The organism is Streptomyces gamaensis (assembly GCF_042656465.1).
Taxonomy (GTDB): Bacteria; Actinomycetota; Actinomycetes; order Streptomycetales; family Streptomycetaceae; genus Streptomyces; species Streptomyces gamaensis.
In genome coordinates, this window is record NZ_JBHSPB010000012.1 from 19,758 (window position 1) to 36,429 (window position 16,672).

Below are 16,672 nucleotides of genomic sequence, written 5' to 3' on the forward strand. Positions count from 1 at the left end.
CGGGGGTGTCCCCGCCGGGCTCCTCACAGCTCGTCCCCGACTCACAGCCTGCCCCCGACTCACAGCTCGTCCTCGACCGTGCGGTTCCGCCCGGCCAGCACGCCCGCGATGATCTGAGGCACCATCAGCGCGGCCATCAGCGCGAGCGGCGCGTTCCAGCCGCCGGTGGTCTCGTTGAGCCATCCCACGAGCAGCGGGCCGGGGATGGAGACGAGATAGCCGACGCTCTGCACGAACGCGGACAGCCGCACCACGCCCGCGCCCGTGCCCGCCCGCATCCCGATCATGGTCAGGGCCAGCGGGAAGGAGCTGTTGGAGGCGCCGAGCAGCACGGCCCACACCCACGCGCCGCCCGCCGGGGCCAGCCACAGCCCCGCGTATCCGACGAGCCCGCAGGCCGCCAGCGCGACGGCCAGGCCACCCTGCTGCGACATCCGGGCGGCCAGGCGCGGCAGGACGAAGGAGAACGGCACGCCCATCACCATCGTCACCGTGAGCAGCACCCCGGCGGTGGAGGCGGACACCCCGGCGTCCCGGAAGATCGCGGGCATCCAGCCCATGGCGATGTACGCCTGGGTGGCCTGGACGCCGAAGAAGATGCCGAGGGCCCAGGCGGTGGGGCTGCGGGTGATGCTGGTGCGCGGAGCCTGGGGGGCCTGTCCCGGGGCGGGGGCGGCGGTACCGCCCGTACGGGAGCGGACGGTGATGACGACCCACAGCAGGGCCGCCACGGCGGCGAGCACGGCCCACGCGGCGAGCCCGGCGCGCCAGCTGTCGCCCAGTGCCTCGGCGAGGGGGACGGCGGTGGCCGGGGCGATGGCCGCGCCGCCGGAGACGCCCATGGAGTACAGGCCGGTCACCGGGCCGACCCGGTCGGGGAACCAGCGCTTGACGACCACGGGCATCAGGACGTTGCCGATCGCGATGCCGGCCAGGGCGAGGGCGCTCAGAGCGAGGAAGCCGGGCACGCCGCCGAGGAACGGCCGCAGGGAGAGGCCGACGGCTATCGCGGCCATGCCGCCGCAGACGACGCCGGCCGGCCCGTACCTGCGGGCCAGTCTGGGTGCGGCGAGGCCGAAGAGGGCGAAGCACAGGGAGGGCACGGCGGTCAGCAGTCCGGCGACGGTGCCGCTCATGCCCAGGTCCGCGCGGACCTCCTTGAGCAGGGAGCCGAGGCTGGTGACGGCCGGGCGCAGGTTGAGCGCGGCGACGACCAGGCCCACGAGCAGTAACAGGCGCTGCGGGCCGTCGGCGGGGGGCGCGGTCGGCGGGGCCGCCTCGGGTGCGGCGGCGGGGGACGGTGCGGCGCGGTGGCCGGCTTTGAGGTCTTCGTCTGCCGTGCGGTCCATGCAGGCATCATAGAATCATGGGATGAATGGAGGTCACTGATGCCCCTGACGTCCCCCCGGCGCTCCCGGCTCGTCGACCAGGTGATCGCGGAGCTGCGGAAGCAGATCGTGTCCGGCGAGTGGCCGGTCGGTTCGCGCATTCCCACCGAGCCCGAGCTGGTCGAACAGCTCGGGGTGGCCCGCAACACGGTGCGCGAGGCCGTGCGCGCCCTGGCGCACAACGGGCTCCTGGACATCCGCCAGGGCTCGGGCACCTATGTCGTCGCGACGAGCGAGCTGGCCGGAGTGATGCACCGCCGCTTCGCCGATTCCGACCCGCTCGATGTCGCGGAGCTGCGCGGCGCGCTGGAGGTGAGGGCGGCCCGGCTGGCGGCCCGCCGGCGCACCGAGCAGGACCTGGTGCGGCTGGCGGCGCTGCTGGAGCGCCGTGAGCTGGCCTGGCGCTCGGGGGACGCGGAGCGCTTCGTCGAGGCGGACGCGACGCTGCACGCGGCGGTGGTCTCGGCGGCGCACAACGAGGTGCTGGCCGCGGTCTACGCGGACCTGGGCGGGGTGCTGCGCGCGGGTCTGCGCGCGCATGTCGACGAGGGGCTGCGCCCGGAGGCGCATGTGGACCACGAGCGGCTGGTGACGGCGATCCAGGAGGGCGACGAGGAGACCGCGGCGGTGGAGGCGGGCTCGTACACCTCGGCCTGCCGCGGCTAGCCGGCTAACACGGGGGAAGCGCGGGAAGACGACGGGCCCGTGCGGCCGTTCCTCGGAGGAACGGCCGCACGGGCCCGTCGAGTCGGCCGGTCAGGCACCCATCATGTGGACGCCGCCGTCCACGTGGACGATCTCGCCCGTGGTGCGCGGGAAGAAGTCCGAGAGCAGGCCGACGACACCGCGGCCGGCCGGCTCCGGGTCGGCCAGGTCCCAGCCGATCGGGGCGCGGTGGTTCCACACGTCCGCGAGCTCCTCGAAGCCCGGGATGGACTTCGCGGCCATGGACTTGATCGGCCCGGCCGAGACGAGGTTGCAGCGGATGCCCTTGGGGCCGAGGTCGCGGGCCAGGTAGCGGTTGGTGTTCTCCAGGGCCGCCTTGGCCACGCCCATCCAGTCGTACTTCGGCCAGGCGAACTGCGCGTCGAAGGTCAGACCCACGATGGAGGAGCCCTCCCCCATCAGCGGGAGCAGCGCCGTGGCAAGCGACTTGTAGGAGTAAGCCGAGACATGGACGGCCGTGGAGACGTCCTCCCAGCCCGCCTCCAGGAAGTTGAAGGCGCCCTGCGGGCCGAACGCGATGGAGTGCACGACGCCGTCGAGCCGGGCGTCCTCGCCCTGCACCTCGCGCACCTTGTCCGCGAGCCCGTCCAGGTGCTCCTGGTTGGTGACGTCCAGCTCGATGACCGGCGCTTCCTTGGGCAGCCGCTTGGCGATGCGCTCGACCAGCGACAGCCGTCCGAAGCCGGTCAGGACGACCTCGGCGCCCTCGTTCTGGGCGACCTTCGCGGCCTGGAAGGCGATCGACGCCTCGGTGAGGACGCCGGTGACCAGGACGCGCTTGCCTGCGAGGATTCCACTCATGACGTTCAGTGACCCATGCCCAATCCGCCGTCGACGGGAACGACGGCTCCAGTGATGTATGCGGCGTCGTCGGAGGCGAGGAAGCGCACCGAGGCGGCGATCTCCTCCGGCTGCGCGTAGCGCGCGAGCGGCACCTGCTTGACGATGTTCTCGCGCTGCTCGTCGCTGAGCACCCGCGTCATGTCGGTGTCGACGAAGCCGGGCGCGACCACGTTGACGGTGATGTTGCGGGAGCCGAGTTCGCGGGCGAGCGAGCGGGCGAAACCGACCAGACCGGCCTTGGAGGCGGCGTAGTTGGCCTGGCCCGCCGAGCCCATCAGGCCCACGACGGAGGAGATCAGCACGACGCGGCCCTTACGGGCGCGCAGCATGCCCTTCGAGGCGCGCTTGACGACCCGGAAGGTGCCCGTGAGGTTGGTCTCCAGGACCGAGGTGAAGTCCTCCTCGGACATGCGCAGCAGCAGCTGGTCACGGGTGACGCCGGCGTTGGCCACCAGCACCTCGACCGCGCCCTGCTTCTCCTCGATCTCCTTGTACGCCTGCTCGACCTGCTCGGGGTCGGTGATGTCGCACTTGACCGCCAGGCAGCCCAGATCCTTCAGGGCCTCGGGGGGCTCGCCCGAGCGGTAGGTGATGGCGACCTTGTCGCCCGCCTCGGCGAAGGCGCGGGCGATGGCGAGGCCGATGCCCCGGTTTCCTCCGGTGACGAGAACCGAGCGGCTCAAGGGACCACCCTTCCTTCACGTGAACAGCTGCGTTCGCTGCGTTGGCCGTCTGTACCGTACGAAAACTATCGGGCCGACGTACGGGACGTGCAGCCCGCCCCGAACAGGAGCACATGACAGACCCTGTCGGGTCCCTACAGAAATCAATGAGGGTGCGTCCGCGGCGGGCGGGGCGGCATGATGCTCTGCGACGACCACCGGGAGGGACTCGTGCACCGTTCGATCGACCCGTCATTCCTCGCGCTGCCCCTGCGGCCGCTGGCCGACGCGGCGCTCGCGCGTGCCCGCGCGCTGGGCGCCGAGCACGCCGACTTCCGCTTCGAGCGGGTGCGCACCGCCGCCTGGCGGCTGCGCGACGCGCAGCTCGCGGGTTCCTCGGACAGTACGGACCTGGGGTACGCGGTGCGTGTGGTGCACGGCGGGAGCTGGGGTTTCGCGGCGGGCGTGGAGCTGACGATGGACGCGGCGGCCCGGGTGGCCGGGCAGGCCGTCGCGATGGCGAAGCTGTCGGCGAAGGTGAGCGCGGCCGCCGGCGCGGAGGAGCGGGTGGAGCTGGCGGACGAGCCGGTGCACGCCGAGCGCACCTGGGTCTCCGCGTACGAGGTGAACCCCTTCGACGTGCCGGACGCGGAGAAGACCGCGCTGCTCGCCGACTGGAGCGCGCGGCTGCTGGCGGCGGAGTCGGTGGCGCACGCGGACGCGTCGCTGATGACCGTCCAGGAGAACAAGTTCTACGCGGACTCGGCGGGCACGACGACCACGCAGCAGCGGGTGCGGGTGCACCCCGCGCTCACGGCGGTGGCGGTGGACCCGGCCAGCGGCGAGTTCGACGCGATGCGCACGCTGGCCCCGCCGGTCGGGCGCGGCTGGGAGTATCTGACCGGCACCGGCTGGGACTGGGACGCCGAGCTGGCGGAACTGCCGGAGCTGCTGGCGGAGAAGATGCGCGCGCCCAGTGTCCGCCCCGGCCGCTACGACCTGGTCATCGACCCGTCGAACCTGTGGCTGACGATCCACGAGTCGATCGGCCACGCCACCGAGCTGGACCGCGCGCTGGGCTACGAGGCCGCCTACGCGGGTACGTCGTTCGCGACCCCCGACAAGCTGGGCTCCCTGAAGTACGGTTCCCCGCTGATGAACGTCACGGGCGACCGGACCGCCGAGCACGGGCTGGCGACGGTCGGCTACGACGACGAGGGCGTCGCCGCCCAGTCCTGGGACCTGGTCAGGGACGGTGTCCTCGTCGGCTACCAGACCGACCGCCGCATCGCCCGCCTCACCGGCGCCACCCGCTCCAACGGCTGCGCGTTCGCCGACTCCCCCGCGCATGTGCCCGTGCAACGCATGGCGAACGTCTCGCTGCGGCCGGATCCCGACGGCCCGTCGACGGAGGGGCTCATCTCCCGTGTGGAGGACGGGATTTACGTGGTCGGCGACCGCTCGTGGTCCATCGACATGCAGCGCTACAACTTCCAGTTCACCGGCCAGCGCTTCTTCCGGATCACGAACGGCAGACTCGCCGGGCAGCTGCGGGACGTCGCCTACCAGGCGACGACGACGGACTTCTGGGGCTCGATGGCGGCGGTCGGCGGCCCGGAGACGTACGTCCTGGGCGGCGCGTTCAACTGCGGCAAGGCGCAGCCGGGGCAGATCGCGGCGGTCTCGCACGGCTGCCCGTCGGCGCTGTTCTCGCACGTGAACGTTCTCAACACCACGCAGGAGGCGGGTCGATGAGCCCTCGCAGCAGCAACCGGCCGCACGAGCTCGTCGAGCGGGCCCTGGGCCTCTCCCGCGCCGAGGGGTGTGTGGTGATCGTCGGCGAGGAGTCGACGGCGAATCTGCGCTGGGCGGACAACGCGCTGACGACCAACGGCGCCACGCGCGGCCGTACGGTCACCGTGATCGCCACCGTCGACGGCGCCGAGGGCACCGCCTCCGGGGTCGTGAGCCGCTCGGCCGTGACCGCCGGGGAGATCGAGGAGCTGGTACGGGCGGCGGAGGCGGCCGCGCGCGCGGCGGGCCCGGCCGAGGACGCCCGGCCGCTGGTGTCCGGGGGGCCGCCGGCGGCGGACTTCACGGCGCCGCCCGCCGAGACCTCCCCGGCGGTCTTCGACGGCTTCGCGCCCGCGCTCGGGGAGTCCTTCGCCGCGGCCCGCGCGCAGGGCCGCGGGCTGTACGGCTTCGCCCAGCACGAGGTCGTCTCGTGGTACGTGGGCACCTCCACCGGAGTGCGGCTGCGGCACGACCAGCCCACCGGGACACTGGAGTTGAACGCCAAGGCGCCCGGCCACGGTACGTCCGTGCCGCGTTCGGCGTGGCTCGGCCGCGCCACCCGCGACTTCACCGACCTCGACCCGCTGGCCCTGGACGCGGAGCTGGCCGGGCGGCTGGCGTGGGCCCGCCGCAGGACCGCGCTGCCGGCCGGGCGGTACGAGACGCTGCTGCCGCCGACCGCCGTGGCGGACCTGCTCGTGTACACCATGTGGTCGGCCACGGCGCGTGACGCGGCGGAGGGCCGTACGGTCTTCTCCAGGCCGGGCGGCGGCACCCGCGTCGGGGAGAAGCTCTCCTCGCTGCCGCTGACGCTGCGCAGCGACCCGGGGGCGCCGGGCCTGGAGTGCGCGCCGTTCGTGGTGGCGACCAGCTCCGACGAGAGCGCGTCCGTCTTCGACAACGGGCTGCCGCTGCCCGCGACGGAGTGGATCCGCGGCGGCGTGCTGGAGCGTCTGATCACCACGCGGCACAGTGCGGAGCTGACCGGGCTGCCGGTCGCGCCCATGGCCGACAACCTCGTCCTGGACGCGGGCGGCACCGCCTCGCTGGAGGAGCTGGTCGCGGCGAGCGGCCACGAGGGGCCCGCGCTGCTGCTCACCTCGCTGTGGTACATCCGCGAGGTCGACCCGGCCTCGCTGCTGCTGACCGGGCTGACCCGGGACGGTGTCTATCTCGTGGAGGGCGGGGAGGTCACCGGCGAGGTCAACAACTTCCGCTTCAACGAGTCGCCGGTGTCGCTGCTGTCCCGGGTCACGGAGGCGGGCCGCACCGAGCGGACGCTGCCGCGCGAGTGGGGCGAGTACTTCACCCGTGCCGCGATGCCGGCGCTGCGGGTGCCGGACTTCAACATGAGCTCGGTGAGCCAGGGGGTGTGAGGGCGGCCCGCGCCCGTACGGCCCGCGACCGGTCCGAATAGACTGGTCGCGGCCGATCGTCCCCTACCTCTGCTTCCGTTTCCTTCTGTCCTTTTCCGTCCTTGTTCCCTCTCTCCTCAGGACTGTCATGACACGCCTCGGCGAATCCGTCGCCCGCGCCAGCGAGCTCCTCCAGCAGGACCTCTCCTCGGACCAGACCGTTCAGCGGCTGCTCACCGAGACGGGCTCGCGGCGCTATCTGGACCTGACGGACCTGTCGCCGAAGGAACAGGCCGAGCTGATCGCGGCACGTACGGTCGACGTGCTGCCGGGCGTGGAGAAGCTGGCGGAGCGCATCGAGCGGCGCCGCGCCGAGGGCAAGGGCCTGGCCGTCAAGCTGGGCATCGACCCGACCGGCAGCGATGTGCACCTCGGGCACGCGGTGCCGATCATCGTGCTGAGCCGGCTGCAGCGCATGGGCCACGAGGTGACCCTGCTCATCGGTGACTTCACCGCGAAGATCGGCGACCCGACGGGCCGTACGGCCGAGCGCCCGCCGCTGACCGACGAGGACATCGCCCGCAACCTCGCGACCTACCGCGAGCAGGTGCGGCCGTTCTTCGACTTCGAGAAGGTGCGGTTCCGGCAGAACAGCGAGTGGCTGGCGCCGTACACCTTCCCGGAGCTGCTGGCGCTGCTCGCGCACGTACCGGTCTCGCAGCTGCTGCAGCGCGAGGACTTCCGCAACCGGCTGTCCGCGGGGTCCGGCCTGACCATGACCGAGATGCTCTACCCGATCGCCCAGGGCCTGGACTCCGTGGCCCTGGACTGCGACGTCGAGCTCGGCGGCGCCGACCAGCTGCTCAATCTGCAGATGGGCCGCAAGCTGATGGAACTCAAGGGGCAGAAGCCGCAGCTCGTCGTGACCATGCCGCTCATCGAGGGCACGGACGGCACGGGCGCGAAGATGTCCAAGTCCAAGAACAACTACGTCGCGCTGACCGCGTCGGCCGAGGACGTCTTCGGCAAGATCATGTCGGTGCCGGACCGGCTGATGGAGCCGTACCTCAAGGCGTGGACGGAGTGGACCGACACGGAGATCGCCCTGGCCGTCTCCCGCGTCACGGACCGCTCGCTGCACCCGATGGACCTCAAGAAGGTGCTCGCGGGCGAGGTCGTCACGGCGCTGTACGGCGTCGAGGCGGCGATGGCGGCGCGGGCCGGGTTCGTGGCGCAGTTCTCGAAGAAGAGCTTCACGGACGTGGAGACGCTGCCGGTCGTCGAGCTCGCCGAGCACGGTGACGCGCCGGCGACGGCCGTGCTCAGCCAGGTGCTGGGCTTCCAGCCGAGTGCCTCGGCGGCGCGGCGGGTCGCCAAGCAGAACGGGCTGCGGCTGATCGTCGAGCACGCGGACGGCCAGGAGTCGGTGGTCCTGCCCGAGGCCGACGCGATCCGCCCGCTGGCGGAGGTCGTCGCGGAGACCCTGGACAAACTGCCCGGCGAGCCGTCGGGGGTCTACCTCAAGGCGGGCCGCAAGATCGCGCAGCTGTCGGTGGCGTAACGCCTCGCGGCGGGCCCGCGCACGAAGGGCGGCCGGAACCGACGGTTCCGGCCGCCCTTCGCCGTGCCGGCGGGTACGCGGACGGGTGTACGGGCGCGGGGCCGCGGCCCGTACCCGGCCCTGCGCGCCCGGGAGCCCCGACGGGACCCGAGCGGGCCAGGACGGCGCCCCGCCGAAGCCGCGCGCTGAGCCCACGGAGGCACGGCCGCCCAGGCGGGCCGGGCACAGGCCCGTCAGGGACCCCACACGCCGAGCCCGCGAGAACCCGGCCACGCCGCACAGGCCCACCCGGCCGGAGCCTTCAGCCCGTACACCGGCCCGCCGACGCTCGGCCTCCACCGGCGGACACGACCGTCACCGGCCCGAGCGGGCCAGGACCGCACCCCCGCCGAAGCCCCGCACGGCGCCCCGCGCCGAGCCCGCGAAATCCCGGCCACCCCCCGCACAGGCCCACCCGGCCGGAACCTTCAGCCCGTACACCGGCCGACCAGCGCTCAGCCTCCACCGACGGACACGACGTCACCGACCCGGGCAAGCCGGGACACAGGCCCGACGGGAACCCCGCACGGCGCCCCGCGCCGAATCCGTGGAACCCGGCCACCCCCACACAGTCCGGCCCGGCCGGAACCCTCGCCCCCGGCGGCGGGGCATGCCCTTCATCGTGTTCCGGGGGCGCCGGGCCGCCGGGTCACGCCTGTTTGCGGCGGCCGCGGATCGCCGCCCACAGGCGGTCGCCCACGCCGACCACGACGACCGCTCCCACCAGTTGGAGCGCGTGGCGGGTCCAGTCGACGCCGCTGGTGTTGTTGACGCCCAGCCCCGTCGCCGCCCAGTTGCCGAGGGAGCCGCCGATCATGCCGAAGATGATCGTCAGCCAGAGCGGGATGTGCTGTTTGCCGGGGAGGATCGCCCTGGCGATGACGCCCAGGATGAGCCCGACGACGATTGCCCACAGCCAGTTCATGCTCGCCTCCTCACGGCGCGATATGGCGCGCTCCGTCAGTGTCGGCCCACTCGCCCTACGGCGCACGTCGGAGCGGGGCGTACCGCGACTGCGGCAGAGAGTCGCAGGTCGGGGCGGAGGCGCGGGGCGGACCCGGTCTCGTACCCGGTCTCCGCGCGGCGTACCGTTGGGGGTGTCCCGGAGCGAGGGCGTCGGCGTGGCGAGCAGGTGGTGGAACGTGATGCGGAAGCACGGCGGGCAGGAGGTCTTCCGGATCACCGGGGCCCGTGCGGGGCTGGCCGAGGACGTGCGCGGCCGCCAGCGCCGTTACGTCGTGTCGATGACGGTCCGCACCCTGTCGGTGATCCTGACCGTGATCCTGTGGAACATCGAGCGCTTTGTGGCGGTCGGCACGCTGGTGCTGGGGCTCGCGCTGCCCTATATCGCCGTGGTGATCGCCAACGCGGGCCGGGAGAACGCCCCTTCGCTGCCCGGGACGTTCGTGCCTGCGGCGACGCGGCCGGTGCTGACGCGCGGGCCCGAGGAGGCACCCGAGGCGCGGGCCGGGGACGGCGAGGACCGCGCGGAACCCGTCCCGGAGTCCGACTCCGCGCCCCGTCGCGATCAGTGAGCTGACCACGGGCGATGCGCGTCCCGGCGCAACGGGGCGCGGAGCGGAGCGACAAGCTCAAGAAAACCTCAGATCAATCATGTGGTTTCAGTGCCGCTGACCGGTCACCGCGTGACATACTTCCTAAGCGCTCCGCATCCCCCGTCGGAGCGACTGACCGACGCCGGGCGGCTCCCCCCGTGGCTGCCCGGCGTCGCCGTGCGCGGGGGCGGCTGCGTAGAGTCGGGGGTGTGAACTCCCCTGATACGAACCGCGATACGAACTCCGTGCCGAAGCCCGGTCCGGCCTCCGGTACGGGCGGTGCGGGCGACGCAGCCGTGATCTGTTCCGCGAAGGGCTGCCGCGCCGCAGCCGTCTGGGTGCTGGCGTGGAACAACCCGAAGCTGCACACTCCCGAGCGCCGCAAGACCTGGCTCGCGTGCGAGGAGCACCGCGAGCACCTGTCCAACTTCCTTGCGCTGCGCGGTTTTCTGAAGGACGTCGTGCCGCTGGCGGAGTGGGAGGCGGCGAACCGGCCCTGAACGGGGGGCCGTTCAGCCGCCGATGGCCGACATGGGCCGCTGCGGCTGGAGGAAGGCGGGGTCGTCCAGCCCGGAGCCGGCCTTCTTGCCCCACATGGCCTTGCGCCACAGCTCGGCCAGGTCCGCGTCGCGGGCCCCCGAGCGCAGGGCGCCGCGCAGATCGGTCTCCTCGCGGGCGAAGAGGCAGTTGCGGATCTGGCCGTCGGCGGTGAGCCGGGTGCGGTCGCAGGCGGCGCAGAACGGGCGGGTGACGGAGGCGATGACGCCGACGCGGGCGGGGCCTCCGTCGACGAGCCAGCGTTCGGCGGGGGCGGAGCCGCGCGCGTCCGCCTGCTCGGGGGTGAGGGTGAAGCGGGTGCGCAGGCTCGCGAGGATCTCCTCCGCCGTGATCATTCCCGAGCGCTGCCAGCCGTGCTGGGCGTCGAGCGGCATCTGCTCGATGAAGCGCAGTTCGTAGCCCTCGGCGAGGGCCCAGGCGAGCAGTTCGGGGGCCTCGTCGGCGTTGTGGCCGGGCATCAGCACGGAGTTGACCTTGACGGGGGTGAGGCCGGCGGCGCGGGCGGCGGCGAGTCCGTCGAGGACGTCCTGGTGGCGCTTGCGGCGGGTGAGGGTCCGGAAGACCTCGGGGCGCAGGGTGTCGAGGGAGACGTTGACGCGGTCGAGGCCGGCGTCGGCGAGGGCCTGGGCGGTGCGGGCGAGGCCGATGCCATTGGTGGTGAGGGAGAGCCGGGGGCGCGGGGCGAGGGCGGCGCAGCGTTCGACGATGGAGGGCAGTCCGGGGCGCAGCAGGGGTTCGCCGCCGGTGAAGCGGACATCGGTGACGCCGAGGTCCGTGACGGCTATGCGGACCAGGCGGACGATCTCGTCGTCGGTGAGCAGTTCGGGCTTGGCGAGCCAGGCCAGGCCCTCTGCGGGCATGCAGTAGGAGCAGCGCAGATTGCACCGGTCGGTGAGGGAGACGCGCAGATCGGTGGCGGTGCGACCGTAGGTGTCGACGAGCACGGTGCGGGCCCCTCCTGCGGAATGGAACGTAGGCGTTCGATGCTCCGCAGCGTACGCGATCCCCCACGACATCAACAGTTCGTTGAGGGTGGGGGATCGGGTCCACGGGGGACGGGCGGTGCCTCAGTGCGCGCCGTGGCCGGTCAGGGACCGCACCTCCAGCTCCGCGTACGGGCGCGGATCGGCCGGGGCCGGGGAGAGCAGCGAGCCCAGCCAGCCCAGCAGGAAGCCGAGCGGGATGGAGACCAGGCCGGGGTTGCCCAGCGGGAAGACGTCGAAGCTCATGCCCGGGAAGAGCGCCTTGGGGTTGCCGGAGACGACCGGGGAGAGGATCACCAGGGTGACCGAGGAGACGAGCCCGCCGTAGATCGACCACAGCGCTCCCCGCGTGGTGAAGCGCTTCCAGAAGAGGCTGTAGAGGATGGTGGGGAGGTTGGCGGAGGCCGCGACGGCGAAGGCGAGGGCCACCAGGGCGGCCGCGTTGAGCCGGTGGGCGAAGATGCCCAGCACGATGGAGACCGCGCCGATGACCACGGCCGCGATCTTCGCGGTGAGGATCTCCTCGCGTTCCTCGGTGCGGCCGCGCCGGATGACATTGACCCACAGGTCGTGCGCGAAGGACGCGGAGGAGGCGAGGGTGAGTCCGGCGACCACGGCGAGGATCGTCGCGAAGGCGACCGCCGAGATCACCGCGAGGAGGATCGCGCCGCCGGTGGAGCCGGCGCCGCCGCCGACCTCCTGGGCGAGCAGCGGGGCCGCGGTGTTGCCGGACTCGTTGGAGGCGATGATCTCCTTCGGGCCGACGAGGGCCGCGGCGCCGAAGCCGAGCGCGATCGTCATCAGATAGAAGGCGCCGATGATGCCGATCGCCCAGTTCACCGACTTCCGGGCGGCCTTGGCGGTGGGCACGGTGTAGAAGCGGATGAGGATGTGCGGCAGCCCGGCGGTGCCCAGGACGAGGGCGAGGCCGAGCGAGACGAAGTTGAGCTTGGACGTGCCGTCCTTGCCGTACTGCAGGCCGGGTTCGAGGAAGGCCCTGCCCTTGCCGCTGGCGTCGGCGGCGCGGCCCAGCAGCGTGGAGAGGTTCCAGCCGACCTTGTTGAGCACCAGGACGGTGATGAGCACGGTGCCCGCGATGAGCATGACCGCCTTGACGATCTGCACCCACGTCGTGCCCTTCATCCCGCCGACGGTCACGTACAGCACCATCACCAGGCCGACCAGGCCGATGATCCAGCGCCGCGAGCCCTCGCCGGTCGCGCCGAGCAGCAGGGCGACGAGCGCGCCCGCGCCGACCATCTGCGCCAGCAGATAGAAGATCGACACGACGATGGTGGAGGTGCCTGCGGCGGTGCGCACCGGCCGCTGCGCGAGCCGGTGGGCCAGCACGTCGGCCATGGTGAACCGGCCGGAGTTGCGCAGGGGTTCGGCGACGAGCAGCAGGGCGACGAGCCAGGCGACGAGGAAGCCGATGGAGTACAGGAAGCCGTCGTAGCCGAAGAGGGCGATGGCTCCGGCGATACCGAGGAAGGACGCGGCGGACATGTAGTCGCCGGAGATGGCGAGACCGTTCTGCAGTCCGGTGAAGGAGCGGCCGCCGGCGTAGAAGTCGGTGGCGTCCTTGGTCTGCCGGCCGGCCCAGACGGTGATGCCGAGGGTCGCGGCGACGAAGACGGCGAACAGCGTGATGATCAGGGTGCGGTGCTCGCCCGCCGCGCCGCGGGCGGCGGCGGCGAGCAACGGGCCGTGGTACGCGGTCACTCGCCCGCCTCCAGCCGGCTGCGCAGGGCCTCGGCCCTGGGGTCGAGGCGCGTCGCGGCGTGGCGCGAGTACCACCAGGCGATGAGGAAGGTGGTGAGGAACTGGGCGAGGCCCAGGACGAGCGCGACGTTGATGTTGCCGACGAGCGTGGTGCCCATGAAGCCGCCCGCGTAGTTGGACAGCAGGACGTACAGCAGGTACCAGGCGAGGAAGGCGGCGGTGAGGGGGAAGGCGAAGGAGCGCTGGGCGCGGCGGAGTTCGGCGAACTCGGGGCTCGACTGCAGCGCGGTGAAGCGGTCGGGTGCGGCTGCGGCGGTGGGGGTGCCGGGCTCCTCCGGCTCCTGGGTGGTGGGCTGTGCGGTGTCCACGGTCTCTCCTGTACGAGGTACGAGTACGGGGTTGCGGTGCGCGAGCCGTCGGCGTGTGATCCGGGTCACGCATCGTAGAGGCAGGTCGCAGTATGCGACAGGGGCGCGGGCGGGAAATCCGGGACGGCGGCCGCGCGGGGCGGCACCGGCCGCCGGCGGACTCGTCGACCCTGGTGCGGGCACCGCGCCGCCCCCTCCGAGGCCGTCCCCCGGCCGACGACCGCCCGGGAGCGTCAGGTTGACGGCGCCGGTCCGGACGACCACGGTTCGCGCCTCGGCTCCCGCGCCGCACCCCAGGACCGCACCCGCCCCCACCGTGACGGCGACCGCGCTACCGGCTCCGGCCCCCACGGCGACGGCTGAAGGCCCAGCGCCGGTCCGGACGGCCACGGTTCGCGCTCCTGTCCCCGGCGCTCTCGCCCCCCGCGCACCCCGGCTCCGCCTGACGCGGCGTCATATCGGTGCGGACCGCAGGTCTTCCCGCACGTTGTCGCCGGAATTCGTCCCCGGAATCCGTTGTCCCGGGGGCCTGACCGGCGCTAGCTTCACTCGTCATGTACCCGCCGGGCGCATCCGCGTCCGGCGGCCCTCGGATGATGTGGAGAACCCATGGCTCCCGCACGTTCCAGACGCCGCCTCGCGCTGCTGGCCGTCCCGGCCGGGCTCGCGCTCACCGCCTCGATCGGTCTGCTGCCCACCGCCGCCTCGGCGGCCCCGCAGCCGCCGGCCGCCACGGACGGGCCGCTGCTGTCGTACGTGGTCAACTCGGCGACCGACCACGCGACCGTCTCCCGCGTGAAGCAGGCCGTCGGCAAGGCCGGCGGCAGCGTCGTCGCGGCCTACGAGAAGATCGGCGTCGTCGTCGCCCACTCCGCGAACCCGGACTTCGCCAAGACCCTGCGCACCGTGCCGGGAGTGGCCTCCGCGGGCGCCACCCGTACCGCGCCGATCACCTCCTCGGCCACCACGGACATCGGCAAGCCCGAGAAGGTCGAGCTCCCCAAGAAGGGCGCGCGGAGCCTGGTCCGGGCCAAGGAGGACGGCAAGGAGCCGCTGGAGGGCCTGCAGTGGGACCTGCCGGCCATCAAGGCGGACGAGGCCGCGCGGGTCAACCCGGGCAGCCGCGCCGTCACCGTCGGCGTGATAGACACCGGCGTGGACGACACCCACCCGAACCTCGCGCCGAACTTCTCCCGTTCGCAGTCGGCGAGTTGCGTCACCGGCAAGGCCGACACGAGCCCCGGCGCCTGGCGGCCGTTCGACCCGGAGACCGACTACCACGGCACGCACGTGGCCGGCACGATAGCCGCCGCCCGCAACGGGCAGGGCGTGGCGGGCGTCGCCCCGAACGTGAAGGTCTCGGCCATCAAGGTCTCCACGAAGGGCGGCAGCCTCTTCTACGCGGAGAGCGTGGTGTGCGCGTTCGTCTTCGCCGCCGAGCACAACATCGCGGTGACGAACAACAGCTACTACGTGGACCCGTGGCTGTTCAACTGCGCCGACCAGCCCGACCAGAAGGCGATAGCGGACGCGGTCGGCCGGGCCGCCGCGTACGCCCAGCGCCGGGGCACCGTCAACGTGGCCGCCGCCGGCAACTCCAACATGAACCTGGCGGCCAAGGAGCTGCAGGACTCCTCCAGCCCCAACGACTCGACCCCGGTGACGCGCACCGTCGACCCGGCCAAGTGCCTGGACGTCCCCGCCGAGTTGCCGGGCGTCGTCTCCGTCTCGGCGACCGGCGCGAAGTCGCTGAAGTCCTACTACTCCAACTACGGGCTCGGGCGCGTGGACGTCGCGGCGCCCGGCGGCGACAACCGCCAGATCCCCGAACTGCCCGGCAAGGACGGCCGGATACTCTCCACGCTGCCCGGCGGCGAGTTCGGCTATCTCCAGGGCACCTCGATGGCCAGCCCGCACGTGGCCGGCGTGGCCGCGCTGATCAAGAGCGCGCACCCGAAGTACACGCCGCAGGAGATCCGCTGGGTGCTGCGCGCCGAGGCGGACAACCCGGGCTGCCCCGTTCCCTCCGGTGAGAACTCCGGCGAGAGCAAGGCCGACCCGACCTGCACCGGTACCCAGCACATCAACAGCCACTTCGGCTACGGCATCGTCAACGCCCTGAAGGCCGTCACCGAGTGACCTGGGGCTGAGCCGGTACGCGCCGCAGCAGCCCGTCCGCCAGCAGGAACTGCGCCACGAGATACGTGAGCATGATCCAGAACTGCGGTGCGGGCGGCTGCGGCCACCCGGCCAGGCCGCTCGCGATGAGCGTGTCCGACAGCAGGAACGCCAGCCCGCCCGCCGCGGTCCGCGCTCCCGCGCGGGTCGCGGCCAGGGCCGTCGCGGTGAGCAGCAGGCTGTACAGGCCGACGGGCACCCGCAGCCCGTCCTCCAGCCCGGGCCACAGCAGCGTCACGGTACCCAGCCAGGCGGCCCCGTACCCGGCCGCGAGCACGTAACCCCGGCCGCGCGCCCGGGAGTCGGCGCCGTGCCGGGCGAACAGCGCGAGGTAGCAGCCGTGCCCGGCGGCGAAGGAGCCCATACCGAGCAGAAACGGCAGCCGCCCGCCGAGTTGCAGCAGCACGTCTCCCCCGCAGCCGAACAACAGCGCCCCCACCAGCAACCGGGGCCCGCCCCGCGCGAGCGCGTACGCGCCGAGCAGCGGCATCAACGCCGGCTTGGTGACCTGCGCGACGGGCGCACCGGCGAGCAGCGCACCCAGGTGAGCGGCGGCGACGCCACCGAAGCCGGCGAGCAGCACGCGGGGCACCGCGGGGTGGGGGTGGCTCGCACCACCGTCCACGGCGGGTGCGCGCAGCGCCGTGCGGGCGGCGGCGAGCGCGGCGCGCAACGCACGGGGCGCCGCCGGGCGGACGCGGCCTGCACCATCGCCCGCTGCGGATGCCTGCACCGCCGTACCGGCGGCGACAGCTGCGCGCAACGCACGGATCGCCGCCGGGCAGGCGCGGCCCGCACCACCGTCCGCCGCAGACGCCCGCACCGCCGTACCGGCAGCAGCCACCGCGAGCAGTGCCGAGACGGCCGACGGACGGGCTCGGCCCCTGTCGTCGTCCGCGACGGCCGCGCGCACGGCCGCACGGATCGTGGTCACAGCCC

General features: G+C 72.9%; 15 protein-coding genes. 7 read left to right on the forward strand and 8 right to left on the reverse strand.

Annotated features, from left to right (window positions below):
* Nucleotides 1-59: 59 nt before the first annotated feature.
* Nucleotides 60-1,349, reverse strand: coding sequence for a CynX/NimT family MFS transporter (locus tag ACFP1Z_RS19950; RefSeq protein ID WP_390317921.1), 1,290 nt, complete (start codon nt 1,347-1,349; stop codon nt 60-62).
* Nucleotides 1,350-1,388: 39 nt separating this feature from the next.
* Here ACFP1Z_RS19950 and ACFP1Z_RS19955 point away from each other — a divergent pair, with 39 nt between their 5' ends.
* The gene (locus ACFP1Z_RS19955; RefSeq protein WP_390317922.1) at nt 1,389-2,054 is read left to right on the forward strand and encodes a FadR/GntR family transcriptional regulator; all 666 of its coding nucleotides are present in this window, start codon (nt 1,389-1,391) and stop codon (nt 2,052-2,054) included.
* A 90-nt stretch (nt 2,055-2,144) separates the two neighbouring features.
* On the opposite strand, the gene fabI is transcribed toward ACFP1Z_RS19955, so the two are convergent.
* Together fabI and fabG are read right to left on the reverse strand one after the other, a co-directional pair.
* The gene (fabI, locus tag ACFP1Z_RS19960; RefSeq protein ID WP_390317924.1) at nt 2,145-2,915 is read right to left on the reverse strand and encodes an enoyl-ACP reductase FabI; all 771 of its coding nucleotides are present in this window, start codon (nt 2,913-2,915) and stop codon (nt 2,145-2,147) included.
* Between the two features lie 5 nt (nt 2,916-2,920).
* Nucleotides 2,921-3,640 carry a 3-oxoacyl-[acyl-carrier-protein] reductase gene (gene fabG, locus ACFP1Z_RS19965; protein ID WP_390317926.1) on the reverse strand — a complete coding sequence of 240 codons (720 nt, stop codon included), beginning with the start codon at nt 3,638-3,640 and terminating at the stop codon, nt 2,921-2,923.
* A gap of 180 nt (nt 3,641-3,820) precedes the next feature.
* Here fabG and ACFP1Z_RS19970 point away from each other — a divergent pair, with 180 nt between their 5' ends.
* The 3 genes from ACFP1Z_RS19970 (at nt 3,821) to tyrS (ending at nt 8,329) form a co-directional block, all read left to right on the forward strand.
* The gene (locus ACFP1Z_RS19970) at nt 3,821-5,374 is read left to right on the forward strand and encodes a TldD/PmbA family protein (RefSeq protein WP_390318284.1); all 1,554 of its coding nucleotides are present in this window, start codon (nt 3,821-3,823) and stop codon (nt 5,372-5,374) included.
* Complete coding sequence (locus ACFP1Z_RS19975) at nt 5,371-6,789, forward strand: metallopeptidase TldD-related protein (RefSeq protein ID WP_390317928.1); 1,419 nt, start codon at nt 5,371-5,373, stop codon at nt 6,787-6,789. The genes ACFP1Z_RS19970 and ACFP1Z_RS19975 overlap by 4 nt, the downstream gene beginning before the upstream one ends.
* A 127-nt stretch (nt 6,790-6,916) precedes the next feature.
* Nucleotides 6,917-8,329, forward strand: a complete 1,413-nt coding sequence (gene tyrS, locus ACFP1Z_RS19980) for a tyrosine--tRNA ligase (protein ID WP_390317929.1) — start codon at nt 6,917-6,919, stop codon at nt 8,327-8,329.
* A gap of 688 nt (nt 8,330-9,017) precedes the next feature.
* Here the strand turns inward: tyrS and ACFP1Z_RS19985 are convergent.
* Complete coding sequence (locus ACFP1Z_RS19985; protein WP_390317930.1) at nt 9,018-9,293, reverse strand: GlsB/YeaQ/YmgE family stress response membrane protein; 276 nt, start codon at nt 9,291-9,293, stop codon at nt 9,018-9,020.
* A 220-nt stretch (nt 9,294-9,513) separates the two neighbouring features.
* On the opposite strand from ACFP1Z_RS19985, the gene ACFP1Z_RS19990 reads away from it, so the two are divergent.
* Together ACFP1Z_RS19990 and ACFP1Z_RS19995 are read left to right on the forward strand one after the other, a co-directional pair.
* The gene (locus ACFP1Z_RS19990; RefSeq protein WP_390317932.1) at nt 9,514-9,903 is read left to right on the forward strand and encodes a DUF3099 domain-containing protein; all 390 of its coding nucleotides are present in this window, start codon (nt 9,514-9,516) and stop codon (nt 9,901-9,903) included.
* A gap of 230 nt (nt 9,904-10,133) precedes the next feature.
* Nucleotides 10,134-10,424, forward strand: a complete 291-nt coding sequence (locus ACFP1Z_RS19995; RefSeq protein WP_390317933.1) for a hypothetical protein — start codon at nt 10,134-10,136, stop codon at nt 10,422-10,424.
* 12 nt (nt 10,425-10,436) lie between these two features.
* On the opposite strand, the gene moaA is transcribed toward ACFP1Z_RS19995, so the two are convergent.
* The 3 genes from moaA to ACFP1Z_RS20010 all read right to left on the reverse strand — a co-directional run bounded on the left by moaA (nt 10,437) and on the right by ACFP1Z_RS20010 (nt 13,555).
* The gene (gene moaA / locus ACFP1Z_RS20000) at nt 10,437-11,426 is read right to left on the reverse strand and encodes a GTP 3',8-cyclase MoaA (protein WP_390317935.1); all 990 of its coding nucleotides are present in this window, start codon (nt 11,424-11,426) and stop codon (nt 10,437-10,439) included.
* Nucleotides 11,427-11,549: 123 nt separating this feature from the next.
* A complete protein-coding gene (locus ACFP1Z_RS20005; RefSeq protein WP_390317937.1) occupies nt 11,550-13,187 on the reverse strand; it encodes a solute symporter family protein in 1,638 nt (545 codons plus the stop codon).
* A complete protein-coding gene (locus tag ACFP1Z_RS20010) occupies nt 13,184-13,555 on the reverse strand; it encodes a DUF485 domain-containing protein (RefSeq protein WP_390317939.1) in 372 nt (123 codons plus the stop codon). Before ACFP1Z_RS20010 ends, ACFP1Z_RS20005 begins: the two co-directional genes overlap by 4 nt.
* Before the next feature lie 609 nt (nt 13,556-14,164).
* Here ACFP1Z_RS20010 and ACFP1Z_RS20015 point away from each other — a divergent pair.
* Nucleotides 14,165-15,694 (forward strand): S8 family serine peptidase, encoded by a 1,530-nt coding sequence (locus ACFP1Z_RS20015; RefSeq protein ID WP_390317941.1) that lies wholly within the window; start codon nt 14,165-14,167, stop codon nt 15,692-15,694.
* Here the strand turns inward: ACFP1Z_RS20015 and ACFP1Z_RS20020 are convergent.
* Nucleotides 15,684-16,667 (reverse strand): lysoplasmalogenase, encoded by a 984-nt coding sequence (locus ACFP1Z_RS20020; protein ID WP_390317943.1) that lies wholly within the window; start codon nt 16,665-16,667, stop codon nt 15,684-15,686. The genes ACFP1Z_RS20015 and ACFP1Z_RS20020 overlap by 11 nt on opposite strands.
* Between the last annotated feature and the right edge of the window lie 5 nt (nt 16,668-16,672).

Bases quoted from the DNA above. Each gene is read 5' to 3' on its own strand.
- ACFP1Z_RS19950 (WP_390317921.1), bottom strand. From the start codon at position 1,349: ATGGACCGCACGGCAGACGAAGACCTCAAAGCCGGCCACCGCGCCGCA.
- ACFP1Z_RS19955 (WP_390317922.1), top strand. From the start codon at position 1,389: ATGCCCCTGACGTCCCCCCGGCGCTCCCGGCTCGTCGACCAGGTGATC.
- fabI (WP_390317924.1), bottom strand. From the start codon at position 2,915: ATGAGTGGAATCCTCGCAGGCAAGCGCGTCCTGGTCACCGGCGTCCTC.
- ACFP1Z_RS19970 (WP_390318284.1), top strand. From the start codon at position 3,821: ATGCTCTGCGACGACCACCGGGAGGGACTCGTGCACCGTTCGATCGAC.
- ACFP1Z_RS19975 (WP_390317928.1), top strand. From the start codon at position 5,371: ATGAGCCCTCGCAGCAGCAACCGGCCGCACGAGCTCGTCGAGCGGGCC.
- tyrS (WP_390317929.1), top strand. From the start codon at position 6,917: ATGACACGCCTCGGCGAATCCGTCGCCCGCGCCAGCGAGCTCCTCCAG.
- ACFP1Z_RS19985 (WP_390317930.1), bottom strand. From the start codon at position 9,293: ATGAACTGGCTGTGGGCAATCGTCGTCGGGCTCATCCTGGGCGTCATC.
- ACFP1Z_RS19990 (WP_390317932.1), top strand. From the start codon at position 9,514: ATGCGGAAGCACGGCGGGCAGGAGGTCTTCCGGATCACCGGGGCCCGT.
- ACFP1Z_RS20015 (WP_390317941.1), top strand. From the start codon at position 14,165: ATGGCTCCCGCACGTTCCAGACGCCGCCTCGCGCTGCTGGCCGTCCCG.